General features: G+C 60.0%; 24 protein-coding genes and 1 pseudogene. 16 read left to right on the top strand and 9 right to left on the bottom strand.

Annotated elements, in window-relative coordinates:
* The first annotated feature begins 50 nt into the window (after positions 1–50).
* Positions 51–935 carry a LysR family transcriptional regulator gene (locus ACIP1G_RS02260; protein WP_400733280.1) on the top strand — a complete coding sequence of 295 codons (885 nt, stop codon included), beginning with the start codon at positions 51–53 and terminating at the stop codon, positions 933–935.
* 27 nt (positions 936–962) lie between these two features.
* Here the strand turns inward: ACIP1G_RS02260 and ACIP1G_RS02255 are convergent, their stop codons facing one another.
* Positions 963–1,868, bottom strand: coding sequence for a LysR substrate-binding domain-containing protein (locus tag ACIP1G_RS02255; protein ID WP_400733279.1), 906 nt, complete (start codon positions 1,866–1,868; stop codon positions 963–965).
* A 71-nt stretch (positions 1,869–1,939) separates the two neighbouring features.
* Here ACIP1G_RS02255 and ACIP1G_RS02250 point away from each other — a divergent pair, with 71 nt between their 5' ends.
* From ACIP1G_RS02250 to ACIP1G_RS02235, 4 genes are all read left to right on the top strand, one after another.
* Positions 1,940–3,928 (top strand): aconitase family protein, encoded by a 1,989-nt coding sequence (locus ACIP1G_RS02250; protein WP_400733278.1) that lies wholly within the window; start codon positions 1,940–1,942, stop codon positions 3,926–3,928.
* Positions 3,925–4,419, top strand: a complete 495-nt coding sequence (gene rraA / locus ACIP1G_RS02245; protein ID WP_400733276.1) for a ribonuclease E activity regulator RraA — start codon at positions 3,925–3,927, stop codon at positions 4,417–4,419. Before ACIP1G_RS02250 ends, rraA begins: the two co-directional genes overlap by 4 nt.
* A gap of 109 nt (positions 4,420–4,528) precedes the next feature.
* Positions 4,529–5,845 (top strand): MFS transporter, encoded by a 1,317-nt coding sequence (locus ACIP1G_RS02240; protein ID WP_400733275.1) that lies wholly within the window; start codon positions 4,529–4,531, stop codon positions 5,843–5,845.
* Positions 5,846–5,950: 105 nt separating this feature from the next.
* Complete coding sequence (locus ACIP1G_RS02235) at positions 5,951–7,231, top strand: OprD family porin (protein ID WP_400733274.1); 1,281 nt, start codon at positions 5,951–5,953, stop codon at positions 7,229–7,231.
* A 368-nt stretch (positions 7,232–7,599) separates the two neighbouring features.
* Here ACIP1G_RS02235 and ACIP1G_RS02230 read toward each other — a convergent pair whose 3' ends face one another.
* Positions 7,600–7,869 carry a DUF3077 domain-containing protein gene (locus ACIP1G_RS02230; RefSeq protein ID WP_400733271.1) on the bottom strand — a complete coding sequence of 90 codons (270 nt, stop codon included), beginning with the start codon at positions 7,867–7,869 and terminating at the stop codon, positions 7,600–7,602.
* 84 nt (positions 7,870–7,953) lie between these two features.
* Positions 7,954–8,196 (bottom strand): hypothetical protein, encoded by a 243-nt coding sequence (locus tag ACIP1G_RS02225; protein WP_400733269.1) that lies wholly within the window; start codon positions 8,194–8,196, stop codon positions 7,954–7,956.
* Positions 8,197–8,657: 461 nt separating this feature from the next.
* Between ACIP1G_RS02225 and ACIP1G_RS02220 the strand changes: the two genes are divergently transcribed.
* The 8 genes from ACIP1G_RS02220 to ACIP1G_RS02185 all read left to right on the top strand — a co-directional run bounded on the left by ACIP1G_RS02220 (position 8,658) and on the right by ACIP1G_RS02185 (position 14,579).
* Complete coding sequence (locus tag ACIP1G_RS02220; protein ID WP_400733267.1) at positions 8,658–9,080, top strand: nuclear transport factor 2 family protein; 423 nt, start codon at positions 8,658–8,660, stop codon at positions 9,078–9,080.
* The gene (locus ACIP1G_RS02215; RefSeq protein WP_400733265.1) at positions 9,077–9,829 is read left to right on the top strand and encodes an SDR family NAD(P)-dependent oxidoreductase; all 753 of its coding nucleotides are present in this window, start codon (positions 9,077–9,079) and stop codon (positions 9,827–9,829) included. Before ACIP1G_RS02220 ends, ACIP1G_RS02215 begins: the two co-directional genes overlap by 4 nt.
* Positions 9,830–9,832: 3 nt before the next feature.
* Positions 9,833–11,080 carry an NAD(P)/FAD-dependent oxidoreductase gene (locus ACIP1G_RS02210; RefSeq protein WP_400733263.1) on the top strand — a complete coding sequence of 416 codons (1,248 nt, stop codon included), beginning with the start codon at positions 9,833–9,835 and terminating at the stop codon, positions 11,078–11,080.
* Positions 11,077–11,889 (top strand): DUF1365 domain-containing protein, encoded by an 813-nt coding sequence (locus tag ACIP1G_RS02205; protein WP_400733261.1) that lies wholly within the window; start codon positions 11,077–11,079, stop codon positions 11,887–11,889. Before ACIP1G_RS02210 ends, ACIP1G_RS02205 begins: the two co-directional genes overlap by 4 nt.
* Positions 11,864–13,123, top strand: a complete 1,260-nt coding sequence (locus ACIP1G_RS02200) for a class I SAM-dependent methyltransferase (protein ID WP_400733259.1) — start codon at positions 11,864–11,866, stop codon at positions 13,121–13,123. The genes ACIP1G_RS02205 and ACIP1G_RS02200 overlap by 26 nt, the downstream gene beginning before the upstream one ends.
* Positions 13,124–13,125: 2 nt before the next feature.
* The gene (locus ACIP1G_RS02195) at positions 13,126–13,611 is read left to right on the top strand and encodes a DUF2878 domain-containing protein (RefSeq protein WP_400733256.1); all 486 of its coding nucleotides are present in this window, start codon (positions 13,126–13,128) and stop codon (positions 13,609–13,611) included.
* A gap of 314 nt (positions 13,612–13,925) precedes the next feature.
* Positions 13,926–14,279 (top strand): RidA family protein, encoded by a 354-nt coding sequence (locus tag ACIP1G_RS02190; RefSeq protein WP_201200837.1) that lies wholly within the window; start codon positions 13,926–13,928, stop codon positions 14,277–14,279.
* Between the two features lie 123 nt (positions 14,280–14,402).
* Positions 14,403–14,579, top strand: coding sequence for a hypothetical protein (locus ACIP1G_RS02185; RefSeq protein WP_400733254.1), 177 nt, complete (start codon positions 14,403–14,405; stop codon positions 14,577–14,579).
* Between the two features lie 111 nt (positions 14,580–14,690).
* Here ACIP1G_RS02185 and ACIP1G_RS02180 read toward each other — a convergent pair whose 3' ends face one another.
* Positions 14,691–15,569, bottom strand: coding sequence for a LysR substrate-binding domain-containing protein (locus ACIP1G_RS02180; RefSeq protein WP_400733251.1), 879 nt, complete (start codon positions 15,567–15,569; stop codon positions 14,691–14,693).
* 150 nt (positions 15,570–15,719) lie between these two features.
* Between ACIP1G_RS02180 and ACIP1G_RS02175 the strand changes: the two genes are divergently transcribed.
* Positions 15,720–16,145 (top strand): VOC family protein, encoded by a 426-nt coding sequence (locus ACIP1G_RS02175; protein ID WP_400733249.1) that lies wholly within the window; start codon positions 15,720–15,722, stop codon positions 16,143–16,145.
* Between the two features lie 108 nt (positions 16,146–16,253).
* Positions 16,254–17,525: a cation:dicarboxylate symporter family transporter gene (locus tag ACIP1G_RS02170; protein WP_400733247.1), complete on the top strand. Its 1,272-nt coding sequence runs from the start codon at positions 16,254–16,256 to the stop codon at positions 17,523–17,525.
* A gap of 55 nt (positions 17,526–17,580) precedes the next feature.
* On the opposite strand, the pseudogene ACIP1G_RS02165 reads toward ACIP1G_RS02170, so the two are convergent.
* The 4 genes and pseudogenes from ACIP1G_RS02165 to ACIP1G_RS02150 all read right to left on the bottom strand — a co-directional run.
* Positions 17,581–18,321 (bottom strand): annotated as a pseudogene (locus tag ACIP1G_RS02165) (amino acid ABC transporter ATP-binding protein); the annotation flags it as partial.
* 11 nt (positions 18,322–18,332) lie between these two features.
* On the bottom strand, positions 18,333–18,950 hold the full coding sequence (locus ACIP1G_RS02160) for an amino acid ABC transporter permease (protein ID WP_400733246.1): 618 nt from the start codon (positions 18,948–18,950) through the stop codon (positions 18,333–18,335).
* 52 nt (positions 18,951–19,002) lie between these two features.
* The gene (locus tag ACIP1G_RS02155) at positions 19,003–19,650 is read right to left on the bottom strand and encodes an amino acid ABC transporter permease (RefSeq protein WP_400733244.1); all 648 of its coding nucleotides are present in this window, start codon (positions 19,648–19,650) and stop codon (positions 19,003–19,005) included.
* Positions 19,651–19,715: 65 nt separating this feature from the next.
* Positions 19,716–20,504, bottom strand: coding sequence for an ABC transporter substrate-binding protein (locus ACIP1G_RS02150; RefSeq protein WP_400733242.1), 789 nt, complete (start codon positions 20,502–20,504; stop codon positions 19,716–19,718).
* 285 nt (positions 20,505–20,789) lie between these two features.
* On the opposite strand from ACIP1G_RS02150, the gene ACIP1G_RS02145 reads away from it, so the two are divergent.
* Positions 20,790–21,230, top strand: coding sequence for an Lrp/AsnC family transcriptional regulator (locus tag ACIP1G_RS02145; RefSeq protein ID WP_400733241.1), 441 nt, complete (start codon positions 20,790–20,792; stop codon positions 21,228–21,230).
* Between the two features lie 172 nt (positions 21,231–21,402).
* Here the strand turns inward: ACIP1G_RS02145 and ACIP1G_RS02140 are convergent, their stop codons facing one another.
* Entirely contained in the window at positions 21,403–24,450 is a 3,048-nt protein-coding gene (locus ACIP1G_RS02140; protein WP_400733239.1) for an aminotransferase class III-fold pyridoxal phosphate-dependent enzyme, read from the bottom strand.
* Positions 24,451–24,510: the final 60 nt, after the last annotated feature.

Below are 24,510 nucleotides of genomic sequence, written 5' to 3'. Positions count from 1 at the left end.
ACAGCGATCAGGTATCTGAAAATCCAATGCCACCGAGAATCGACATCTCCATGCGTCAGTTGCGCTATTTCGTGGCAGCGGCGGAACACGGGCAATTCTCGCAAGCTGCGATGAAGGTTCACGTCTCCCAGTCAGCGATCACCACAGCTGTCAGTCAACTGGAAACGCTGCTGGGTGTTCAACTGTTCGAACGCCAACCCCATGGTGTGAAATTGACTGCTGAGGGGCACAAGTTTCATCAGCATGCGCGGCACATCCTCGATACCTTGCAAGATGCGGTGAGCCAGCCATCGTTCCTCAGCCACACCTTGCACGGTACCGTTCGCATCGGCGCGTCTTATACGGTCCTGGGCTATTACCTGCCCGCCCTGCTGGCGCGCTTCAAGCGCAGCTACCCCCAGGTCGAAATCGACCTGGTTGATATGGACCGCTCGACCATCGAGCAGGGCATCATCGATACGTCCCTGGACCTGGGCCTGACCATCATCTCCAATGCCAGCAACGCCAAGCCATTCGAGCGGCATGTACTGATGCGCTCCCGCCGGCAGTTGTGGCTGGCCACCGAGCATCCGTTGATGAGCGCGCAAGCCATCTCGCTTTCCGACATTGCAGACCACGCCTACATCCTCGCCACGGTCGACGAAGGTGAGACCTCGGCCATGCGCTACTGGCGGTCAGTTGGACTGGAGCCCAGGGTGGCGTTTCGCACGTCGTCGATGGAAGCCTTGCGCGGGTTGGTAGCGCACGGGTTTGGCGTCACCATCCTGTCAGACATGCTGTACCGTCCCTGGTCGCTTGAAGGGCGAAAGATCGAGGCACGGCCGATCACCGACGTAATCCCGCCCATGGAATTGGGCCTGATCTGGCGGAACGGTCAATTGAGTGCAGTTGCGTCGGCCTTCCAGCAATTTCTGATTTCAGCTAACGAGCTCTAGCTTTGCGCCAGAGCTGCTTAACCACCGTCACACCACCGTCTGCAAGAACTCCAGGAAACTCTGGGTAGTAGCGGTGCGCATTTCCGCAGGTTGGGCGATGATATGAAACTGTCGGCTCGCCCATGCATCATTCAGCGGGATACTGACAAGTGCAGGACCTTCTGGCGACTCGCAGACGGCCCGATCAGGAATGACGGCGATACCTAGCCCTCCCTGAATCATCCTGCATACTGCATCGAAGCTTTGCAGATGCACACCATAGTTGATCGCCTTCTGGGCGGCCCGGGCCGCTTTGTCCAAGGTCTGGTACAGCGGGCTGTCCCGGTGCAGCGCAATATGCCGATAGGCGAGGCTTTCAGCGAAGTCGATTCTCCCCCGCGTGGCCAACTCATGATCCTCCCGCACAACCAGCGCGAGCCGATCGACGTGGTAGTTCTGCACAGTCAGCCCAAGCTCGATGGCGGACTCCAGGCCCGCCCCGATACCCAGATCACACTGATTGCCCAGAATGTTCTCGACCACTTGCTCGCTGGTATGCTCTTCAAGCTCAACATCAACGTTGGGGTGCGCGGACTGAAAGCTGCTCAGGTCATCGGGCAGAAACTGGATGATGCTCGAGCGATTGGCATGAATCCTCACATGCCCCCTTTCACCACTGGTGAAACGCGAAAGATCGGCGCTCAATTTGAGCAATTCCGCCAGCAGTCGCTGAGCATGCTCGAGCAGGCATATACCGGCCGGCGTAGGTTGAACGCCTTTATTGAAACGGTACAAAAGCGGTGAGCCTACGGCTTCCTCGAGCTCGGCGATACGCTTGCTCACCGCAGAGGCCCCCATACATTCACGTTCAGCTGCCTTGGCGAAGCTGCCCTCCTCGCAGGTTGCGATGAAGAGTCTGAGCGTGGTCGGGTCGTAACGCCAAGTGGTGTGCATAGGTAACCGGAATTTTTATCGTGACAGGCAAGAAGAATTATCGCGGCAAGCCTACGGCATAGCTTCCTATCATGACCCTCGTTGAGGAGATGATCATGACAAAAAAAATACGCTTTGCTGGCCGGTTCCTGTTTTTATCCTGCGATAGCGATGCAGTGAAACGCCAAATTGAAGGCGAAAACCTGGCACTGCAGGCAACACTGCCACTTCGCGACAACATTTCCACCGATGAAATCACCCCCGTCGTCATCATGATGACTTACGACGAGCGACTTGGCACTTACCCCTACGTCGGCTTCAAGACCGAAGGCAAACTGCCAATCGGCAACGACGCAGTGAAAAATGGCGGTTTCGAGGTTACCGTTGCCGGCAAGCGTTACGGCAAAGGGTCGTCTCGCGAGTCCAGCCCGTTGGCCGAAAAGTCCGCAGGGATTCGCCTGATCATCGCCGAGAGCTTCGAGCGAATCTATCGACAGAATTGCGACAACATCGGCATCTACACCTCGACCGATTTCTCGCTGATTGACCGCATTCGAGCTGGCGAAGACATTGACTTGCAAGAGTTCCTGGCTGGTCGTGACGAGGTTACTCAGGCAGTCATTCGCGCCGGCGGGCTACTGCCCTACAGCAAGCAGCATCTGCCACGCGAGCCCGAGAAAGTTTTCAAGCCGCTCGCTGCCAACCGTCGCCCCTTGACGCTCGTGGAGAAGATCATCGAGCGTCGCCGTGTCGCCCCTCAAGGTGAGGTTGCACGTGGCGATGGCGTGTTCCTGTCGGCCGACTGGCGTTTTAGCCATGACTACTTCACGGGCATGTGCGCCCACTTGATGCACGGTGCTTTCGGCCAGGCGCTCGAACTGGCACGACCGAACGAAATCATTGCGTTCCAGGATCACCTGATCCTGGCCAACCAGAGCTTCCCGCATGTCCGCGACAATCTGCTGGCGGCCGTCGGCGGGCTCGCTTCAGCCCACGACGAATTCGTCCGCCGCTACCCGGTTCGTGCCCATGGTGCGCTGGCAGGGCAAAGTGGTTCCGAGGGTATCTGCCACGCCCTGCTCACCGAGCAGTATGCGCTGCCAGGCCAGGTTGTAGTCGGCACTGACTCCCATACGCCGCATTCGGGCGCCTTGGGCTGCCTCGCGTTCGGCGCTGGCGCAACGGATATCGCCAACAGCTGGGCGACTGGTTTCATTCGTTGCCGCATGCCAGAGGTCATCAAAGTTGAGTTGCGGGGCAAACTCCGGCCAGGTGTAGCGGCCAAGGATATCGTTCTGGAGTTGCTGCGCAGCGAACCCATTCGCCAGGGCCAGGCCATCGGCGCGGTGTTCGAATACTCTGGAGAAGCCGTTGCTGCACTGTCTATCGACGAACGTGCCACGCTGACCAACATGGTCGCGGAACTGGGGGGCTTTACCGGCATCGTGATGCCCGATCAGAAAACCGTGGAGTTCATCCGTGAGCGTCGCGGAGTGGACATCGAGCTGGAGGATTGGCTGTTCAGCGATCCGGATGCTGAATACAAAGAACATATCAACATCGATTGTAACTTGCTCGCCCCACTCGTGGCTGCACCAGGTGACCCAGGCAACGGCATGGCGATCAGCGACCTGGATGGCGAAGTGGCTATCGACATCGCCTATGGCGGTTCGTGTACCGCAGGTAAGCGGGAAGATTTCGATTACTACCATGAGGTGCTTGCCTGGGGTATCGAGCGTGGCTTGCGAATCCCTGAGCACACCAAGCTTTATCTGCAGTTCGGCACCCTTGCAGTTCGCGATTACTGCAAGGAGAAGGGTTATCTCGAAACCTTTGATAAAGCCGGGGTCGAGCTGATCATGCCGGGTTGCGGTGCCTGCGCCAACTGCGGCCCTGGTTCGTCGACGCGTGCCGACCAGGTCACCGTCAGTGCTATCAACCGCAACTTCCCTGGCCGCTCCGGCCCAGGCCAAGTCTGGCTTGCCAGCCCCTACACCGTGGTGGCGAGCGCGCTGCTCGGCAAGCTTGCCAGCTTCGAGACATTGCAAGAGGTGGTGGCCTCTGAAGTAGCTGGCGCATGATTTCTACTGCCGATCTGTGCGATGAACATGCGGTGCTTGTCGCCTCGGGCGACGTGCGAATCCTGCACGGCGCCTGGCGCTGGTTCAGTGAAATGCGCTCACTCAGCGGGCGAATCATCACTTTGGAGGCTCGTGGCTGTAATGCAGAGCTTCGCGATCTGCTGGCACAACCAGGTGATGCGAGAGTCCTGGTCATTGATGCCGGTAGCGATTCAGGAGCGCTGCTGGGTGAGAACCTGGCCAATCAGGCAATGCGCAACGGCTGGGGCGGCGTATTCATCAACGGCAATGTACGCGACTGCACGGCGTTGGCTGCCATCGCCCTACCCGTGCTCGCTCTCGGCGCCTGGCCGCAACGATCAAGGAACGAATGCAGTGGATGTGTCGACGTGTGCCTGGCTGTCGGAGGCGCATACCTTTCTAGCGGCGAGTGGATTTATGCCGACGAGGATGGCGTCGTGGTAAGCAAGCATGAACTGAAGGCGGGCTAAAGCGCTTGGTGCTGCCGCTGTGATCGTGAGTATGAACACCTGATTGGCGGCTGATGATAGCTTCATCAGCCAACTACCTCTCCGACAAATACAACTATGGAGAATACGTATGGCTACCCTTACCCAGGGAGCAACTCAGGTTGCTTCGGATATGCAAGAGTTGTTGCTTTATCGTCGCATTGCCTGGCGCATCTTGCCGTTGACGATCGTCTGCTTCCTCTTCTCCTATTTCGACCGCATCAACATCAGCTTCGCCAAAACCCAAATGCAGGCCGAGCTAGGCTTGAGTGATGCCGCCTATGGCTTTGCCGCGAGCATCTTCTTCTTTGGCTACGTGATGTTCGAGGTGCCCAGCAGCTACGGGCTGAAGAAATATGGGGCGCCTAGCTGGATCTGCCGGATCATGGTGTCGTGGGGGCTCGCAACCGCCTGCCTGGTATTTGCCTACAACGAGTACACACTGTACTTCCTGCGCTTTTTGATAGGCGTGATGGAAGCCGGCTTCGGCCCAGCACTGCTGTTCTACCTGGCATGCTGGTTCCCCAAGAAGAACCTGGCCAGCATGAACGGCATCTGGTTCCTTTCCATCCCGCTCTCCGGTGTACTCGGGGCGCCGGTTTCCGGGGTCATCCTGGAATACATGAACGGTTTCCTGGGACTGGCCGGGTGGCATTGGTTGTTCGTACTGTCGGGCCTGCCATGCGCTGTGCTGGGCGTGATCGTGCTGTTCAAGCTCGATCGGGACATCCAGTCGGCAAAGTGGCTTACCCAGCCGGAAAAAGACCTGCTGCAGCGTAACCTGGACAACGACAGGAAAGATTCGAAACCTATCCATGCCTCCCTGCTCAGGGTAATCCTGACCCGAGAAGTGGCAATTCTGTCTGCCATCTACTTCATGGTGAAGCTGACTGGCTATGGCCTCAATTTCTGGATGCCGCACCTGATCGGCTCATCCGGGGTGAAGAACCAGATGGCGGTCGGCTTGCTCACGGCTTTGCCCTACCTGGTAGCAGCCGTCGGCATGATCTTCGTCACCCGCCGCTCGGACGCAAATGGCGAACGCAAGCGGTATCTGTGGCAGTGCATGGTAGTGGGCGGTATCGGCTATTTCGCTGCTTGTTATTTCAATGACAATCACTATCTCCTCACCGCCTTCCTGGTGCTCGCTACAGCAGGTGTATTCATCGCCATCCCCATCTTCTGGACCATTCCCCAGACAGCGTTTGCCGGGCTGGCCATTGCCGGGGGCATTGCCGCCATCAACACCGTCGGCCAGTTGAGCGGCATGGTAGCGCCGCTGCTGGTCGGCTACATCAACGACCTCACCGGCAACACCTACATGGGCATGCTGGCGTTGGCACCCTTCTGCTTCATCTGTGTAGCCCTGATCCTCTGGGGCATTCCGAACGACCGTAAGGTCGCTTGATCCCTCGGTGCCCGACAGGGCACACATCAGCCTGCCCAAACTGCCCGGCACGCGCGCCCTAGCGCCGCGTGCTGCGCCCTGCCGTGTGTGCAACTGGAGACAACAATGACAAGAACATGCTCTGGCGCGCTGCTCGCTACCTTTCTGGGCTTCACTGTTCCCGCCATTTCACAAGCCGAATTCCTCAGCGACAGCAAGGCTACGCTTGAGGCCAGGAACTTCTATTTCAGCAGGGACTTTCGCAGCGACAGCTCCACCCAATCCAAGCGCGAAGAATGGGCCCAGGGTTTCATCCTGCGCGCCCAGAGCGGCTACACAGAAGGCTCTGTGGGATTTGGGCTGGATGCCATTGCCATGCTGGGTATCAAACTCGATTCAAGCCCGGATCGCACCGGCACCGGCCTGCTGCCCAAGCATGGCGATGGGCGCGCAGCGGATGAGTTCTCGACCCTGGCTCCAGCCGCAAAAGTGAAGGTCTCGACCACCGAACTGCGAGTCGGGGCTCTGACCCCTACCTTGCCGCTGCTGGCGTCCAATTACAGCCGGCTCGTCCCCCAGGTGTTCAACGGTGCGCTAGCGACCTCGAATGAGATCGACAACCTCATCATTAGCGCCGGACGAATCGAGCAGGTAAAAGCCCGCGACTCGTCGAACTTTGAGCACATGACCATTACCCCCATGTCGGGAGCGTTTTCCAGCGCAGCCATCAGCGACGGCATGAGCTACCTGGGGCTTGATTACAAACTGGACTCAAGCCTGGTTCTCAGCGCCCATCACACCACACTCGATGACATCTACCGCAAAAGTTACCTGGGGCTGCAGTACAACCTGCCAATCGGGCCTGGCAAGGCATTTACCGAACTCCGCTACTTCGATGCTGCAGATGATGGCAACGCCATCGCGGGGAGCGTGGATAACCGAACCCTGAGCACCAATATTGGATACAAGATCGGCCCTCACACCTTCAGCGGCGGCTATCAGAAGAGTCATGGTCAGTCGGCATACCCCTACCTCGCTGGCAGTGACACCTACCTGTTCAGCGAAATGCTGGTGAGCACCTTCGCCATGGAAAATGAGCGGGTCTGGCACGCCAGGTATGACATCGATCTTGCAGCGTATGGAGTACCAGGGCTCAGCTTCACTGGAAGGTACGTGCGAGGCGATCAGGTCGACCCCGGGCAGATCACAGGCAGTAAGTCGGTCAAGCTACGCCGAGAGAACGACGACGGTTCCGAATGGGAGCGATCAATGGACATCACCTATGTTGTCCAGTCGGGGCCATTAAAGGACTTTTCGATCCGCTGGAGGAACTCGACCTACCGATCGACCTACACCGATAGCGCTGACGAGAACCGGCTGATCCTGAGCTACATCATCAAAATTTAGAACAACGGAGCGGTGCCTTTAGCAGCGTCTATTCGATCGAGCGCCGCCCGCGCGGCGCTTCGCGGCACAAGGCCCACATCTGTTTCGGGCCAGTTACTCCTGCCACCTGCGCACTCGCACCCTGGGTGCATGGTTGGAGATTGATGAAGGGCAGCGGCGCAGCCGATATCGAAGGGAACATACAAGGCGGGCAGAGGTGACCTCACAGGATTGACTGGCCCGAAACAGATGTAGGAGCGGCCTTGTGCCGCGAAAGGGCTGCAAAGCAGCCCCAGCAATTTGTGCATCTTCGCTGAAACCCTGGGGCTGCTTCGCAGCCCTTTCGCGACACGAGGCCGCTCCCACAAGGGCCAGCGCGAGAATGAAATTCAGTGCATCATGCCCAACTCCGCGTCATCCATCAGCGCCTTGGCCAGCGCACTCAGATAATGCGCAGCCCAGATCATCATCGGCCTCTCTTCCATCAACCCGATAATCGTCAGCTCCCGCACATACCCCATCAACTCCGAAGACTGCTCCCGCGCGCTTCTGCAAGGTATGCCAGCTTCGATACGAAACAGCGGATGGGTCTGGTTCTCCCCTTGGTAGAACGTGGACTTGCCTACAGTGGTTTTCTCGTTCGATTCATCGGTAGTCATTGGTCCATCTCCCTGATCGTCTAAAACCTGGGCGAGCACCTTCGCTGGCAACAGGTCCAGCCCAGGTAACACTTGGCTTGCGGCTTAGTGCAGCGTTCGCGGCTCGTTCGGCATCTGTGCCTGAATCAATGCGGATTCAAGCAACAAGCGCAGGGACTCAAGTTCATGTGTCGTTGCCATCATCAGAATCGCTGCAGGTGATTTGGGCTGCATTAGCATCGCTTGTTGCGAGATAGCTAGCGCGCAGACGGCATATTCTGCGGCTTGGACGATGGTGTCTTCGAGGGAGTGGAGGGTGTGGGGTGGATCGGGGACCATCTTTAACATTCCTATATCTCCAAATGGACTGCACCGATCCCGCTGTCAAACGGGTTGGGTGGCAGCTGTGTGTGGGTTGACAGACCGGCGGATATAGGAAGTTCCGGCGCACGCAAGCGTGCCCCACACGCAGCCGCCGTAAAGGTGCGGCATTCCCTATATACCGTTACGGCCTGTCAAAGCCGTGTCACTGAAATCAGCGACAAGCCCAGACTAGAGCCCCTATCGGGCACCCGCAACGGAAAATAGGCGGCAACAGTATCTTTGGGAAATGCCCTACAAGAAAGCGAAAAATTCTGATTTTTTTGGAGCCAAGCGCGCCACTACATCCCATGCAGCAGCAGGTTCACCGGCGAACAATCCGATGCCCCGCAGCGGGAAAACTGTACAAAAAAATCCCGCTGTATAGATTTCTCCCAACACCTGCACTATACCTTGTACATCAAACAGATTTTGTACAGGTATTGTGCATGTCCACCTACCTGCAACATTTCACCGAACGCTTTGCCGCGCTGGATTCAGACCACCTCGACCTGCTGGGTGACTTGTACAGCGAGGACATCACCTTTCGCGACCCACTGCATCAGATCAGTGGCCTGCCGGCCCTGCGTGCCTATTTCGCCCAGCTGTACGCGAACGTTGCCGAGGTCCGCTACACCTTCGAAGGCCTCGACGAACCGCAACCGGGCTATGGCTATATCCGCTGGACCCTGTACTACCGCCACCCGCGCCTGGCCGGTGGCCGGCCGATCAGCCTGCAAGGCTGCAGCCACCTGCGCTGGCGCGGCCGGGTGCACTTTCACCAGGACTACTTCGACGCCGGCGCCTTGCTGTACGAACACGTACCGGTCATGGGCAGTGCCATTCGCTGGCTCAAGGGCCGGCTGGCATGAGCCGGTGCTGGCTGACCGGTGCTAGCAGCGGCATCGGTGCAGTGCTGGCGCAACGCTTGCTGGAACAGGGCCACCAGGTGGCGCTCGGGGCGCGCCGGGCAGAGAGCCTGGCGGCGCTGGCCGCGCGCTATCCAGGCCAAGTGCTGCTGGCGGTCGGCGATGTCAGCCAGCCTGAACAGGTGGCGCACATGGTCGAGCAGATCGAGCAGACCTGGGGCGCGCTCGACCTGGCGATTCTCAACGCCGGCACCTGCGAGTACCTGGAACCGGGGCAGTTCGACCCGGCGCTGGTCGAGCGGGTGATTCGCACCAACGTACTGGGTACCAGCCAATGCCTGGCCGCTGCCCTGCCCCTGCTGCGGCGCGGCAAGCAGCCGCATCTGGTGGTCATGGGCAGCTCGGTCGGCTGGCTGGCGCTGCCCCGCGCCGGGGCCTACGGCGCGTCGAAAGCGGCGCTGCGCTACCTGATCGAATCGCTGCGCATCGACCTGGCACACGAGGACATCGCGGTCACCCTGGTCAGCCCCGGCTTCGTCGACACGCCGCTGACCCGTCGCAACGACTTCCCCATGCCCCAGCTGTGGAGCGCCGAGCGCGCCGCCAACCATATCGTCGCGCGCCTGCCACGGCGCCCGCTGGAGATCACTTTCCCGGCCACCTTCACCCTGGTGCTGCGCATGCTCGGCGCAATGCCGGCACGCTGGCGCCTGAAACTGGGCCGGCGCCTTGCCCGGCAACCACAGGGCTAGCCCATGCGAATCGCCATCATTGGCACCGGCATCGCCGGCCTGACCTGCGCCCACCTGCTGTCGCGCCGCCACGAACTGGCCGTGTTCGAGGCGGCGGACCGGGTCGGCGGCCACACCCATACCGTCGATGTGCGCTGGCGCGACCAGCCATACGCAGTAGACACCGGCTTCATCGTCTTCAACGACTGGACCTATCCGCATTTCATCCGCCTGCTCGAGCACCTGCGCGTGCCTTCGCGGCCAACCGAGATGAGCTTCTCGGTGCACGATCCGCGCAGCGGCTTCGAGTACAACGGACACGACCTCGACAGCCTGTTTGCCCAGCGCCGCAACCTGCTGTCGCCCGGCTTCTGGGGCATGCTGCGCGATGTGCTGCGTTTCAACCGTCAGGCCCTGGCCGACCTGGACAACCAGCGCATCGGCAGCGAAATCACCTTGGGCCAGTACCTGCGCAAGCAAGGCTACGGGCAGCGCTTCATTCACCATTACATCGTGCCGATGGGCTCGGCGATCTGGTCGATGCCGCTGGCCGACATGCTGGATTTCCCCTTGCAGTTCTTCGTGCGGTTCTGCTGCAACCACGGGCTGCTGTCGGTCAGCCATCGCCCGCAGTGGCGGGTGATCGAGGGCGGCTCGCGCAGTTACCTGGCGCCGCTGTGTCAGCCCTTTGCCGGGCGCATCCGCCTGAACTGCCCGGTGCAGCGGGTCAGTCGCGACGAGGGCGGCGTGGACATCAGTTGGGCAGAGGGCCGCGAGCGCTTCGACAAGGTGGTGTTTGCCTGCCACAGCGACCAGGCCCTGGCGTTGCTGGCAGCGCCCAGTGGACAGGAATCAGCGATCCTTGGTGCCATCCGCTACGCCAGCAACGAGGTGGTGCTGCACACCGATTCCCGCCTGCTGCCACGCCGGCGCCGGGCCTGGGCCAGCTGGAACTACCGCCTGGGCAACAGCGCGCAGGCCCCCGCCGCCCTCACCTACAACATGAACATCCTCCAGGGCATCGAGGCGCCGGTTACCTTCTGCGTCAGCCTCAACCAGACCGCTATGGTGGACCCGGCGCAAATCCTCGCCCGCTTTACCTATGCGCACCCGCAATACAGCCTCGCGGCCGTGGCAGCCCAGGCGCGCCAGGGTGAACTGCAGGGCCAGCAGCATAGCTATTACTGCGGCGCCTACTGGGCCAACGGTTTTCACGAAGACGGCGTGGTCAGCGCACTGACCGTCGCCAGTCACTTTGGAGAAGCGCTGTGAACAGCAGCCTGTGCCACGGCTGGGTCGGCCACCGGCGGCTGACGCCAGGGCCGCATGAGTTCCGCTACCGCATCGGCATGTTCTACCTCGACCTCGACGAGCAACCCACGCTGCTCGGCCTGTCCCGCTGGCTCGGCCGCTCGCGCCTGGCACCGCTGTGCTGGCGCGAGACCGACTACCTGCCGGCCCTGACCCGCCAAGGCATGCCGCTGGTCCACGCGGCGCGGCTACTGGTCGGCCAGGCCACCGGCCAGGTGCCCGAAGGCGCCGTGCACCTGCTGACCCAGCCTCGCTGCTGGGGGCTGTCGTTCAACCCGGTGAGCGTGTATTTCTGCCACGACCGCCTGGGCCAGGTCAGTGCCGTGCTGCTGGAAGTGCGCAACACCCCGTGGCGCGAGCGCTTTCATTACGTACTGCCGGTGCAGGGCGACCTGGCCCGGCCGTTTGCCGTGGCCAAAGCGTTCCACGTTTCGCCCTTCATGCCCATGGACATGGACTATCGACTGCGCTTCGCCGTGAATGCCAGCTGCGTGCGCGTACACATGGAGAACTGGCGCGCCGGGAGCAAGGTATTCGAAGCGGACCTGGCCCTGCGACGCCAGCCGCTCGACCGCACAGCGCTGCACCGGCACATCCTGGCCTTCCCGTGGATGAGCCTGCGCACTGTCACCGGCATCTACTGGCAGGCCATGCGCCTGCTGCTCAAGCGCACACCTGTGCACGACCATAGCGCCAGCCAGCATGACCTGGCACTCGGCCAACCCGCCCGTGAGGAGCCCGACCATGTCCGAACCGACCTTGAGCATTAGCAAATCGGCCGGCATCGCCCCGCTGCTCGGCGGCCTGGCCAGGCGTGCGGTGCTGGCGCAATTGCGCCGGCTGAAACACGGTCACCTGCGCCTGATCCGCCAGGACCAGCAATGGTCCTTCGGCGATGTCGCCAGCCCGCTGTACGCCGAAGTGGAAGTGCTCGACGACGCGGCCTGGGGCCTGGTCGCCGGCAACGGTTCGATCGGTGCCGGCGAGGGCTACATCCATGGTTACTGGCGCAGCCCGGACCTGGCCGCGGTGACCCGGCTGTTCGTCGCCAACCTCGACGTCCTCGACGCCATGGAAGGCGGGCTCGCACGCCTGGCGCGCCCTGCCCTGCACCTGCTGCACCGCCTGAACCGCAACAACCGGCGCGGCGCCCGACGCAATATCCTGGCCCATTACGACCTGGGCAATACATTATTCGAACGGCTGCTCGACCCGACCATGATGTACTCCGCCGCCCAGTTCGACAGCGCCGGGCAGACCCTGGAGCAGGCCCAGCGGAACAAACTGCAGCGCATCTGCCACAAACTCGAACTCAAGCCCCACGAACACCTGCTGGAAATCGGCAGCGGCTGGGGCAGCCTGGCCATTCACGCTGCCCTGCAGCATGGTTGCCGGGTCACCACCACCACACTCTCCGCTGCTCAGCACGCCCATACCCTGCAGCGGGTCAAGGCGCTGGGCCTGGAGCAGCGCATCACTGTGTTGCACGAGGACTACCGCGATTTACGTGGACGCTTCGACAAGCTGGTGTCGATCGAGATGATCGAGGCCGTCGGCCACCGCTACCTGCCCACTTACTTCCGCCAGTGCGCCGCGCTGCTCAAGGACGACGGCCTGATGCTGCTGCAGGCCATTACCATCCGCGACCAGCGCTATGCCCAGGCCCGGCATTCAGTGGACTTCATTCAGCGCTACATCTTCCCCGGCGGCGCCCTGCCCTCGCTGAACGTGCTGCTCGACACCGCCAGCCGCCAGACCGGGCTGAACCTGGTGCACCTGGAAGACTTCGGCCAGGACTACGCACGCACGCTGGGCCACTGGCGCGACAACCTGCGCCAGGCACGCAGCGAGCTGACCACGCTGGGCTACGACGACACCTTCCAGCGCCTGTGGGAGTTCTACCTGTGTTACTGCCAGGGTGGCTTCGAGGAACGCACCATCGGTGTGGCGCAAATGCTCTGGGCTGCGCCCCAGGCACGCCGGGCGCCGCTGCCGGGCGCCTGAACATGGGCCGCCGTGGCTGGCTGCTCGGCAATGCGTTGTGGCTACAGGCCGGCTGGTGGTTATGCGTGTTGGGCGCACACTGGCCCTGGCTGCTGCTGGTCGTGGTGGCAGGCCTGGCGCTGCACCTGCGCCTGAGTGCCCGTGGCGAATGGCGTGTGCTGCTGATCATCGCCGTTGCCGGCTGCCTGCTGGACAGCATCCTCGGCACACTGGGCGTGTTCCGCTTCGAGCAATGGCCGCTGCCGCCGTGGCTGGCACTGATGTGGCTGGTATTGGCCAGTGGCATGCGCCACAGCCTGGCATGGCTTGGCCAGCCCCTGTGGCGCGCGGTGCTGGCGGGCCTGCTCGGCGGCCCGTCCGCCTACTTGGCCGGCGCACGATTGGCCGGTGTCGAATTGCCCCTGGGGCAGCTCGCCACCGCACTGGTCCTGGCACCAATCTGGGCCCTGGTCCTACCACTGAGTTTGCGCTTCGCGGTCAGCCGATGAGACGGTTGTGATTTGACGCGGCCTTTGTGGGAGCGGCTTTAGCCGCGAAGAATCCAACGCGGTGATGGCACCGGCTGCGCCGGTGTTCGCGGCTGAAGCCGCTCCCACAGGGTCTCTGCCCGTTCAGCCAATCATGTCCTACAGAGCAAGTGGTCCAGCATTGCTACAGAACTTGAAGCCTCACGCAACACGTTGTTTTGCCGCCATTAATAGCCAAAATCGTCTCTTCATTCAGCTAATTCAACTGGTCGCCTCTCGATACACTTTCGCGCTTCGCATTTATCACGACAACAACCACAAGGTAACCCGCCACCATGGCAATCCAGCGTCTGCACAGCAACAAGCGCCTGAGCAACACCGTGATCCACAACGGTGTCGTATATCTGGCCGGCCAGTTGGCCAACAACCATGAAGCCGATATCCGCACGCAAACCGCCGAAACCCTGGCCAACATCGATGCGCTGCTGGCTGAAGCCGGCAGCGACAAGTCGAAGATCCTTTCGGTAACCATCTACCTCAAGGACATCATCAACGACTTCGCCGGGCTCAACGAAGTCTGGGAAGCCTGGGTGGCAGAAGGTCATGCACCAGCTCGCGCCTGCGTCGAAGCGGCCATGTTCAAGCCGAGCCTGCTAGTGGAAATGTCCGTGGTGGCCGTACAGGGCTGATAGCCTGGTCGCCTGAAAAACAAAGCCGCAGTCTTTTCAACAAAAGGCTGCGGCGTTTTGCGTTTGGTCGGGTACCCTGTGGCCCAACTGCAGTGCCCTGATCGTTCGCCACTGGAAAACCCGATGAACAAGCTGATCCTACCCGTAGCCATTTTCGTAAGCGTCATCGTCACCGGCAAGATAGCCGAACACTTCGGTCTCGAGGGCAGCTGGAAAATCGGCTTGCTCTGCCTGGTGGCATTCGTGGTGCAGATTGCAGTCGCACGCTTCCAGCGTGCGCAGGGCAAAAAAGCTCAATAGTGAATTAGCGGTAACTTTGTGGGAGCGGGCTTGCCCCGCGAACACCGGCAAAGCCGGTGCCATGCATCGCGCCGCCTGCTTCGCGGGTTCTCTTTTACCTGCAACTGCCCTTCATCCCGCCGCTTCAACTGCCGCCTCTAGGACAAGCTGAATCAAGTGCATCACCTGCATGCTCAGTGCAATGTTCGCGTGGTGAACCAGGCCGATGTCGCGATGAAACGTGTGCTCGCCGAGGTCATAGGCGCGCACGCTATCCGGCCAGGCATCCCGGGCCACCGTTTGTGGCACCAACGCCACCCCTACCCCCTTCGCCACCAGTGCGGTGATGGCATCCAGTTCATCCAGTTCGCAGACATCCCGGGTATTGAAATGCAACTGGCGCAGGAAGCGATCGACCTGGCGCCCGCCAAACGAGGACCGATCGTAGCGAATGAACGGCTGGCTGGAAATGATCTCGCTCCATTCACCAGCGGCAAGCCCGGCAGGCACGATCAACCGGTAAGGCTCGCTCGCCAGCGTGGTCCAGTGCAGGTCACTCTGTAGTTCAAACGGTGGCCTGATAATCACGGCAATGTCGATTTCCCGAGCGTCGACAGCGCTCAAAAGCTCCAAGGACAAACCCGGAATGATCCGCGTCCGGCATTCTGGCCGGGCTGCATGAAACTGCGCCAGCGCTTGTGGCAGCAAGGACCGCTGCACGGAAGCGATGGCACCGACGTCTACTTGCACGGCAGGCGCCACCCCCTCGGCGCCGGAGCCCAGGCTGTTGTACAGCCTGATCACTTCCTGTGCCTGATTCAGAATCTGCTGCCCGCGCCGGTTCAGCTGGGCGTTACGCCCTTTGCGCTCGAAAATCTCATAGCCGAGTTCAGCCTCTAGCCGCTGCATCTGTGCGCTGACAGCTGCCTGGGTCAGGTTCACCTTGAGCCCGGCCGCAGCGAACGTGCCTTCCCGGGCCACGGCGATCAAGGTCTTGAGCTCACGGATCATTCATAAATTCCTTTTGTGCTTTTAAGAAAAATATATTGATTTTTTTATGCTTTGACTACTCCTAGAATCGACCCACACCACAAGTACAAACCCAAACCGTGACGGCACGTTGTTGCAACTGCTGTCCATATCGCCCTGTAGGAGTTTCTGATGAGCCTGTCCCCTTTCCACCTGGCCATTCCCGTTTACGATATTCCAGCGTCACGCAAGTTCTACGGCGAAGTATTCAACCTGGAAGAAGGCCGCTCGGCGGCGCAGTGGGTGGACTTCAACTTCTACGGCCACCAACTGGTAATCCACGAACATCCCAAAATGTCCTACCAGGCGCAGGCGCTGAGCAACCAGGTAGACGGCCACAATGTTCCGGCCCCGCACTTTGGCGTGATTCTGCAGTGGGATGAATGGGAAGCGCTTGCCCAGCGCCTGACCGACCTGGGCACCGAGTTTGTCATCGAGCCCTACGTGCGCTTCAAGGGCCAGGTGGGTGAACAGGCCACTATGTTCCTCTTCGACCCTTGCGGCAACGCCCTTGAGTTCAAAGCCTTCAAGGACCCGGGGCAGATCTTCGCCAAGTAACTTTCCAAGCCCCCGTACATGCGTGCCCATTGCGTGAGTACTTCACTCACGCAATGCGTTACTGCCGACAGCACAGCACTCCCCATATAAATATAAAAGGCTGGCGTTATGAAAAGAATTCCACTGGTCTGGCAGATCGTTGCCGGTTTGCTGCTCGGCATCCTGGTCGGCAGCTACTTGAATACACACCCGGAATATCAAGCCTGGGTCAGTACTGAAATCCTCAAGCCACTGGGCGATATCTTCATCAAGTTGATGAAGATGATTGTTGTACCCATCGTATTCTGCTGCATGGTACTTGGCATTGCTGGCGGCGGTGACAACAAGTCGTTCGGCCGCATGGGCGCCAGGTCCCTGGGCTACTTCTTTGCAATTACCACCTTGGCCATCATTTTCGGGCTTGTGCTCGCCAACCTGCTGCAGCCTGGCTCGGGCACGCTGATCACTGGCCTGGGGCATGCCGAGGCAACCCTGAAGTCGGAACCGAGCAAAGGTGCGCTGCTGATCCTGCAAAACATCGTTCCGGACAACCTGTTCCAGGCGCTGTCCGAAGGCAAGCTGCTGTCCATCCTGTTCTTCGCGGTCCTGTTCGGCATGGCCCTGAACGCATTGCCACGGGAAAAGAGTGCTGCTGTCGTGGCGACCTTGCAAGGCACTGCCGATGCAATGTTCAAGCTGGTCAACTATGTGATGGCATACGCCCCTGTTGGTGTGTTCGGCATGATCGGTTCTACCGTAGCCACCTTCGGTTTCGCCTCGCTACTGCCGCTGATGAAGCTGATCGGCGTGGTTTACCTGGCATTGGCCCTGTTTGCCCTGATCGTACTCGGCGGCATCTGCTGGTTGATCGGGGAGAACCTGATGAAGCTTGTGCGCTACTTCAAGGACGAGCTGATCCTGGCGTGCTCAAGTGCGGCATCGGCGGCAGTCATGCCCCAGCTGATGGAGAAGCTTGAACGCTATGGCGTACCGAGGCGGATCGTCAGTTTCGTGGTGCCGGTCGGTTATGCCTTCAACCTGGACGGCGCATCGATTTTCCTGGGTGTCGCGACGATCTTCATTGCCCAGCTTTATGGTATCGACCTGAGTCTGTCCCAGCAGATACTACTGGTGGTCACCATGGTCCTGACGTCCAAAGGGGCGGCCGGTGTTCCGGGTTTTGCAATCATCATCCTTTCGGCCACGCTGGCCTCTGCCGGGCTACCGCTGGAAGCTGTGGCACTGGTGGCGGGCATCTTCCGCGTGATCGAAAGCGGAACGACCACGCTGAACGTGCTCGGCAACGCTATCGCGCCGCTGGTGATCGCTCGCTGGGAAGGGGTTCGCTTGCAGCGGGCGCAGCCTGAAAGCGCGATGAACAACGACGATGTAACCGCCTGAGGCAGGCCACCGTTCGCCCTTGCATGCCAACGGTTGAATTTGCAGGGTAGCGGTCGTGCAGATGCTTCTTCAGAAAAGCCCGGGTGCGGTCCTGCAATGGATTGCTCAGGATTTCACCCGGTGCCCCCTGCTCCACGACCACACCGCCATCCATGAACACGATCTGGTCGGCCACCTCGCCGGCAAAGCGCATCTCATGGGTGACGATCAGCATGGTCATGTGTTCAGCCGCCAGCTGCTTCATGACCAGGTTCACCTCTTCCACAAGCTCGGGGTCCAGCGCCGAGGTCGCTTCATCGAACAACATGACCTTGGGCTGCATGGCCAATGCCCGGGCAATGGCCACGCGCTGCTTCTGCCCGCCAGACAAACGCGACGGGTACTCGTCGATCTTGTTACCCAGCCCGACCTTCTGCAGGTACTCCAGGGCCAGTTCCCTGGCCGCACTTTTCGAATAGCCTTTGAGCTTCACCGGCCCTATCGCGATGTTTTCACAGACAGTGAGGTGCGGGAACAGGTTGAAATGCTGAAACACCATGCCCATCTGCTGGCGCACCTGGTTGATGTGCTGCTCGAAAGCTCGGCCTTTCAACGGCCGGTTGACCTGGTTGCCGTCAAGCCAGATTTCACCGCCATTAAGCACTTCTAGATGGTTGATGGAGCGCAGCAAGGTACTTTTGCCCGAACCGCTCGGGCCGATGATGGCGAAGATTTGCCCACGCGACACCGACAGGTCTATGCCCTTGAGCACTTCGAGCTCGCCATAGGCTTTACGAGCACCCTTCACTTCTACCATAGCGTTGTTATTCATCGTGACATCTCGACCTTTGCCTGAACAATATGCAGCCCCGCCTCAAGCACCAGGTTGGCTACGTAGTAGATCACCGCGACGGCAATGTAGAACTCGAACGGGCTATAGGTTTCACTGACCGCCAGTTGGGCGCTGTAGACGAGTTCGGCAATACCAATGATCGAGACCAGCGAGGTGTCCTTCAGCAACACGATGAGGTTGTTGCCCAGGGGCGCAATGGTCTTTCTGAGCGCCTGCGGAACAATGATGTAGCGCTGGGTCATTGCCCTGCTCAGGCCAATCGAGCGCGCGCCTTCTATCTGCCCTGGGTCAACCGCCTCGATCCCGGACTTGATCACGTCGGCGTTGTACACCGCAACATGCAGGCTCAGCCCGATAATGCCCGCCGCCAGCGCCGGAATATCGATACCCACCTGAACCAGCCCGTAATAGATCAGATACAGTTGCAACAACAAGGGCGTGCCCATCAGCAACCAGGTCACGAAACGCACGGGCAGTGCCATGGCCTTGGGCGCATACAGGTCGATCAAGGCAAACAGCACGCCCACGACCAGGCTGATGACACTGGAGCAGAGAAACATGACCACCGTCCACCACAGGCCGGTCGCCAACATTTCATAATACGGTGTGATGACACTCAGGTTTAATCCTTCCACTGGCAACCCCTCACTTGATCGCGTATCGCCTGTCCAGCACTTCTACCAGGTACTTGACCGAGTAGACCATGACGATATAAAGCAACGCCGACACCATGAATATCTCGAACGGCTTGTAGGTTGAACTGATAAAACGCTGCGCGGTGTAGGTCAGTTCAACCACCGAAATGGCCGACACCAGGGCAGACCCCTTGATCAGGCCGATGGCATTGACGCCAAGTGGCCTGATCATGAGTTTCATTGCCTGCGGAATGATGATGTACAACAGCGTTTGCCTGCGGCTGAAGCCAATCGACCTTGCACCCTCTTCCTGGCCAGGGTCGACATTATCGATAGCGCCTCGAATGGATTCAGACATGTAGGCCGCGATGTTCATGCCCAAGCCAATTACCGCCGCAGAGAACGGTTCCAGTTCAATACCAATCTGTGGCCCACCAAAATAGATAATGAACAACTGCACCAGGCAGGGTGTGCCGCGAAACACACTGACGTAAATTTTAGCCACGCACCTCAAGATCAGTAACGGCGATAACCTGCAAGCAACCAGAATGATCGCCAGGCACAAACCCAGCAATAATGAAAGCAACGAGATCTGCACAGTTACCCAAGCGGCTTCCATGAAAAACGGGTAGGTGCGATGGATTAATGATAGATCCATAAGAAGCACTCACAAAAATCAGCTAGCCCGGCCCAACCTGTCGGCCAGGCCATTCCTGGTGTGCGTCAGCGAATGTCGCTACCCACCCATTTCATGGAGATTTCTTTGTAAGTGCCATCGGCCAGGATGTCGTCCAGGGCCTTCTGCAGCTCGGCTTTGAGTTCAGGGTTGTTTCTACGGATGGCAATGCCCAGGCCTTCGCGACCGCCCTGTTCGTCCGGCAAGCTGATGATCCGAACTTTCTGGCCTGTCTCTTTCACTGCAACCATCACCGGAATGCTGTCCATTACCACCGCGTCGATACGACCGGCATCCAGATCCACCAGCATTACCGGCAAGCCTTTATAGGTACGCACTTTCAAGTTACCGCGCGCACGCGCCCATTTGTCATGCGAGTCGCCCAGCGTAACGCCAACGGTGACATCCTTGAGATCATCAACCCCCTTGATTGGCGAGCCTTCCTTGACCCCGATGGTACGACCGGCGTGGTAATAAGGGCCCACAAAGTCAACAGCCTTCAGGCGCTCGGGCGTAATGGTCATCGAAGCGATCACCGCGTCGTACTTCTTGGCCAACAAGCCGGCGATAATGCCGTCGAACGGTGTGGTGATAATTTTTATTTTAACGCCCAGGCGCTGGGCGAGTGCTTCACCAATGGAGGCGTCGAAACCGACAATTTCATTTTTTTCATTAGCAAAACTGAACGGTGAGTACTGGCCGCTCATGGCCACACGCAGTACTTTCGATTCCTGGATAGCCTGCAAGTCATCGGCTTGTGCTATGGCGTGAGAGAACAATGTAGCCGCCGCAACAGCGGTGGAAGCCAGTAGCATTCTGGTTTTTCTTGCCAGCATCGAGGCACTCCTTGGAAGTTTGTATTCTTATTGTCTTGGGCGCCGAGGCCCCAACCTTCACCGAAAGCTTTGCACAGTGAAACCGTGAAATCACCCTGCAATGTGCGTGTTCGACTGGCACATTGCCGGAATCGACCGACATTATGTCGGCGCTACTTCGAGCCCGGAACAAACTGAAGTAGTGTCTTGCAATGCACTAAAAGGCAGCAAGTATCGGGTGGGTTTGCACCTGCACTTTGCAGGCGCGGCCGACCATTTACCGGTGATCAGGCGGGAGTCTCAGCATTGCGCGAATTAGACGTCAAAGATCGGGAAATCCTCGAAATACTTTCCAAGGAAGCACGCGTGGCGCTCAAGGCACTGGCTGCAAGAATTGGCCTGTCAAGAAGTGCCACCAGCGAGCGGGTCTTGCACCTGGAGCGCAGCGGGGTGATTCGAGGATATCGCGCAGACATTGGTGAAATCGATGCCAATGTCATACGGGCGATCATCCTGGTAGGGCTGAAACGCACCCCGGCGTTGGGGCTGCTGGACCTGCTGGCACAGAATGCCCAGGTGAAGCGGGTTTCATCAGTCAGCGGGCAACTCGACCTGGTGATCGAAGTTGAGGCACGGACGATTGATGACTTGAACCGGGTACGCGACGCCGTTGCCTGCCACGATTCGGTAGACGACATCACCACCGCGGTGGTCTTGCGGCGCGATATCGACCGGCAGACCGCCTGATGCCTGTTTGCACAATGGTCTGCTCTGCACATAACTCATTGATTTAGCGGGGCGCCTGTGGGAGCGGGCGTGCCCGCGAACACCGGCGCAGCCGGTGCCATGCACCGCGCTGGATTCTTCGCGGGCGCGCCCGCTCCCACAGGGTACGCGGAGCGCCTGCCAACAACAGTTGTTACTTCAGCGCTGCCGCAAAGCTGTCCTTCAGTACTTCAAGCAGGAAGTCGGCATTGGCCCGGCTGAAAATCATCGATGGCCGCATTTTCAGCACGTTGTCATGCGGGCCTTCGGTACCGATCAACACGCCGCGCTCCCTTGCGCCATCAGCCACTTTCCTGGCCAAGGCGGTGGCCGGTGCCTTCGACTTGCGGTCAGTGACCAGCACGATACCGAGGAACAGGCCCAACCCGCGCACATCACCAATCACGTCAAATTGCTGCTGAAGCTTGCGGAAACCATCGAGCAGGTAATTGCCAACGTCCAAGGCGTTCTCTTTCAACTGGTCGCGCTCGATTGCATTGAGCACCGCCAGGCCAACCGCGCACGACACCGGGTTGCCCGCGAAGGTATTGAAATACTCCATGCCATTGTTGAATGCGTCGGCAACCTCACGCGTAGTCACTACCGCCGACATCGGGTGGCCGTTGCCAATCGGCTTGCCCATGGATACGGCATCCGGCACCACGCCCTGGGTCTCGAAGGCCCACCAGTGGCTACCGACGCGGCCAAAGCCGACCTGTACCTCATCGGCCAGGCACAGCCCGCCTTCGGCACGCACCATGGCGTACACCTCCTTGAGGTAGTGCTCGGGCAGGAACACCTGCCCCGCCACGCTGGGGATCGACTCTGCGAGGAAGAACCCGGGGCGCTTGCCGGCCTTGCGCATGGCCTGCAGTTGCTCTGCCACCGACTCGGCAAAGCGCTTGCCGTGCTCTTCCACTGGCCAGTCCTCGGGGGCGTAGTAGCTCTCCGGGACCATAGCCTCGTAAACGTGCGCCGCCCTGCCCTTGCCGGCCTTGCGCTTGTACTTGTAGGGGCTCAGGTCGATGAGCTCCTGCGTGGTGCCGTGGTAGGCCCAGTCCAGCACGATCGCCTGGTCACTGCCGGTATAGTTGCGCGCCATGCGCAGCATCAGGCTGTTGGCTTCACTGCCCGAACAGCCGAACGACGCTACGCAAAGGCCCTCTGGCAGCGTAGCGGTCAGGCGCTCGGCATATTCGACGATGTTGTCGTGCAGGTAGCGGGTATTGGTGTTGAGCAGCGCAGCCTGATGCGTCAGCGCTTCGACCACGTCGGGGTGGCTATGGCCCAGGTGGCAAACGTTGTTGAAGCAGTCCAGGTAGGCCCGGCCGAAGTTGTCGATCAGCCACACGCCATCGCCGCGCACGAACTTGATCGGGTCGCTGTACGAAATCGACAGGTTCGGCAGCAGCGACGCCTTGCGCTTGGCGATGATCTCGGCCTTGCTCAACCCCTGCTGGCTGTAGGTTTCGGCTGGGATACCGGCCAGCGCCGATGCGTCAGGGAACAGGTCGGCCCAGACTTCACGGTACTCTGGCTCACCTACGCCAATGATCTCGCTCGCGCTCAGCTGGGTATCGGTGGTCATCTGCAGGTGCAGGTGGGGAATCCACCCGCCGTTTTCCTGATCCGTGCCCATGTAACCGACCAGGTCGCCGGCTTCGAGCTTGTCACCGGCTTGCAAGCGGCTTAGCGCCTCATGGGCCATGTGCCCCCACAGGGTCATGAATGGCGGGCAACCTGGCGGCGTGTGCTCGATCATCACCAGGCCACCATAAACCAGCGGGTCGGGTTCAACCTCAACGCTCTTGACGGTGCCGGCGACGGGCGCGTAAAGCGGCGTACCTGCGGGCATCACCAGGTCGACCCCCACATGCAATGTGCGCCGTTGCCCCTTGATGAAACGCGACTCGAAGGCGCTGTCGGTGTAGATGGTGCGCAACTCACCCCACGGCCCGATGGCCAGCGGCACCTTGTGCGCGGCAGAAAACGCATCCCACCAACGGGTCGCATCGGCTGGGCGCTGCTCGGCTGAAGCGATGGTCATCTCGTGGTTAGCGTCGCCAAACGGGGCAATCACCTTGTTCAGGATGGCAGCCGATGGGCGCACCAGGTCGGCAAACGATTTGTGGTTGGCGGCGATCCAGCGGCGCACTTCGCCCGCACCTTCGATGGCATCGAAACCACATGCCTTGCGCAGGATACCGGTGGCCAGCCGCGGGTTCATGGAATCAAGCTGCTCCAGCAGGCGCCAGGCAGGCGCTTCACTGATTGCCAGGTAGGGGTTGTCACCGGTCTGATCGTGCCGAGAAGCGGAGAACGTGACGCTGATGACCAGGCGCATGGCGATCAGGTTGAACAGTACATCAAGCTCTTGTGCTTGCAGCGGGTACTTTTCATGGAAGCCGGTCACCAACGCAGCAGCGGCACCGATCGGGTCGTCCATGTCGAGAATGGCGTACGCACTGGCGATAGCAACCTCGGCAATCAACACGCTGTGCACCGCATCGCCGAAGTCGATGAAGCCAGTCACGTTACCGGCAGTTTCGGCGTCGACCAGTATGTTCCAGTCGTTGGCGTCGTTGTGGATCACCTGCGCCCGCAGTGAGGCCAGCTTAGGCTGTACGGTCTGTTCAAAGCGGGTGATGAAACGCTCTGCAATTGCCCGGCGCTCAGGGCTGCTGATGAAGTGCAGGCGTGAACGTGAGCGCGCGGCATGGCGCAGGTCCCAGTCCAGGTCGCGCACAGCACCCGGGTGCATGAAGCCCTGCAGGGCGCGGTCAAGTTCACCGAGCGCCCGGCCGAAGTTGCTCATCAACGCAAAGCTGCGCTTGGCCTCGGCCAGCGGCGTACCCGGCAACCAGCTGACCAGGCGCAAAGCGTGCTGTTCGCCCGTGGCACTGGCCACGCTCGGCAAGAAGTCGCCCGCCACACTGGCCCGCAAGTGCGGTACGCCCAAGTGCGCGCCATGCACCGCCAGGTGATCGAGCAGCGCGGCTTGAAACTCACTTTCAACCCTGGGCTCGGTGGCGTTGACGATTTTCAGGATCCAGCCTGCATCTACGCCAGTGTCCAGCCGGTAATTGCGGTCACGCTCCCCGTCCAGGGGCGTTGCCGTGCCGGTGACATTGAAGAAATCTTTTGCGAGGCCCTCTGCATCGCTTGCCGAAAACCGAGGTGCCGGGTGGGAAAGGTCTGTCATATCATCACGTTCCGAGCGAGCAAATAGTTTTTCAATAGCTTGTCACGCACTGCCGAAACC

Origin of the sequence: Pseudomonas sp. NPDC089392 (genome assembly GCF_044749595.1) — a bacterium.
Taxonomy (GTDB): Bacteria; Pseudomonadota; Gammaproteobacteria; order Pseudomonadales; family Pseudomonadaceae; genus Aquipseudomonas.
This window is presented reverse-complemented; position numbering and strand designations above follow the sequence as displayed.

Bases quoted from the DNA above. Each gene is read 5' to 3' on its own strand.
- ACIP1G_RS02260 (WP_400733280.1), top strand. From the start codon at position 51: ATGCGTCAGTTGCGCTATTTCGTGGCAGCGGCGGAACACGGGCAATTC.
- ACIP1G_RS02255 (WP_400733279.1), bottom strand. From the start codon at position 1,868: ATGCACACCACTTGGCGTTACGACCCGACCACGCTCAGACTCTTCATC.
- ACIP1G_RS02250 (WP_400733278.1), top strand. From the start codon at position 1,940: ATGACCCTCGTTGAGGAGATGATCATGACAAAAAAAATACGCTTTGCT.
- rraA (WP_400733276.1), top strand. From the start codon at position 3,925: ATGATTTCTACTGCCGATCTGTGCGATGAACATGCGGTGCTTGTCGCC.
- ACIP1G_RS02240 (WP_400733275.1), top strand. From the start codon at position 4,529: ATGGCTACCCTTACCCAGGGAGCAACTCAGGTTGCTTCGGATATGCAA.
- ACIP1G_RS02235 (WP_400733274.1), top strand. From the start codon at position 5,951: ATGACAAGAACATGCTCTGGCGCGCTGCTCGCTACCTTTCTGGGCTTC.
- ACIP1G_RS02230 (WP_400733271.1), bottom strand. From the start codon at position 7,869: ATGACTACCGATGAATCGAACGAGAAAACCACTGTAGGCAAGTCCACG.
- ACIP1G_RS02225 (WP_400733269.1), bottom strand. From the start codon at position 8,196: ATGTTAAAGATGGTCCCCGATCCACCCCACACCCTCCACTCCCTCGAA.
- ACIP1G_RS02220 (WP_400733267.1), top strand. From the start codon at position 8,658: ATGTCCACCTACCTGCAACATTTCACCGAACGCTTTGCCGCGCTGGAT.
- ACIP1G_RS02215 (WP_400733265.1), top strand. From the start codon at position 9,077: ATGAGCCGGTGCTGGCTGACCGGTGCTAGCAGCGGCATCGGTGCAGTG.
- ACIP1G_RS02210 (WP_400733263.1), top strand. From the start codon at position 9,833: ATGCGAATCGCCATCATTGGCACCGGCATCGCCGGCCTGACCTGCGCC.
- ACIP1G_RS02200 (WP_400733259.1), top strand. From the start codon at position 11,864: ATGTCCGAACCGACCTTGAGCATTAGCAAATCGGCCGGCATCGCCCCG.
- ACIP1G_RS02195 (WP_400733256.1), top strand. From the start codon at position 13,126: ATGGGCCGCCGTGGCTGGCTGCTCGGCAATGCGTTGTGGCTACAGGCC.
- ACIP1G_RS02190 (WP_201200837.1), top strand. From the start codon at position 13,926: ATGGCAATCCAGCGTCTGCACAGCAACAAGCGCCTGAGCAACACCGTG.
- ACIP1G_RS02185 (WP_400733254.1), top strand. From the start codon at position 14,403: ATGAACAAGCTGATCCTACCCGTAGCCATTTTCGTAAGCGTCATCGTC.
- ACIP1G_RS02180 (WP_400733251.1), bottom strand. From the start codon at position 15,569: ATGATCCGTGAGCTCAAGACCTTGATCGCCGTGGCCCGGGAAGGCACG.
- ACIP1G_RS02175 (WP_400733249.1), top strand. From the start codon at position 15,720: ATGAGCCTGTCCCCTTTCCACCTGGCCATTCCCGTTTACGATATTCCA.
- ACIP1G_RS02170 (WP_400733247.1), top strand. From the start codon at position 16,254: ATGAAAAGAATTCCACTGGTCTGGCAGATCGTTGCCGGTTTGCTGCTC.
- ACIP1G_RS02160 (WP_400733246.1), bottom strand. From the start codon at position 18,950: ATGTTGGCGACCGGCCTGTGGTGGACGGTGGTCATGTTTCTCTGCTCC.
- ACIP1G_RS02155 (WP_400733244.1), bottom strand. From the start codon at position 19,650: ATGGATCTATCATTAATCCATCGCACCTACCCGTTTTTCATGGAAGCC.
- ACIP1G_RS02150 (WP_400733242.1), bottom strand. From the start codon at position 20,504: ATGCTGGCAAGAAAAACCAGAATGCTACTGGCTTCCACCGCTGTTGCG.
- ACIP1G_RS02140 (WP_400733239.1), bottom strand. From the start codon at position 24,450: ATGACAGACCTTTCCCACCCGGCACCTCGGTTTTCGGCAAGCGATGCA.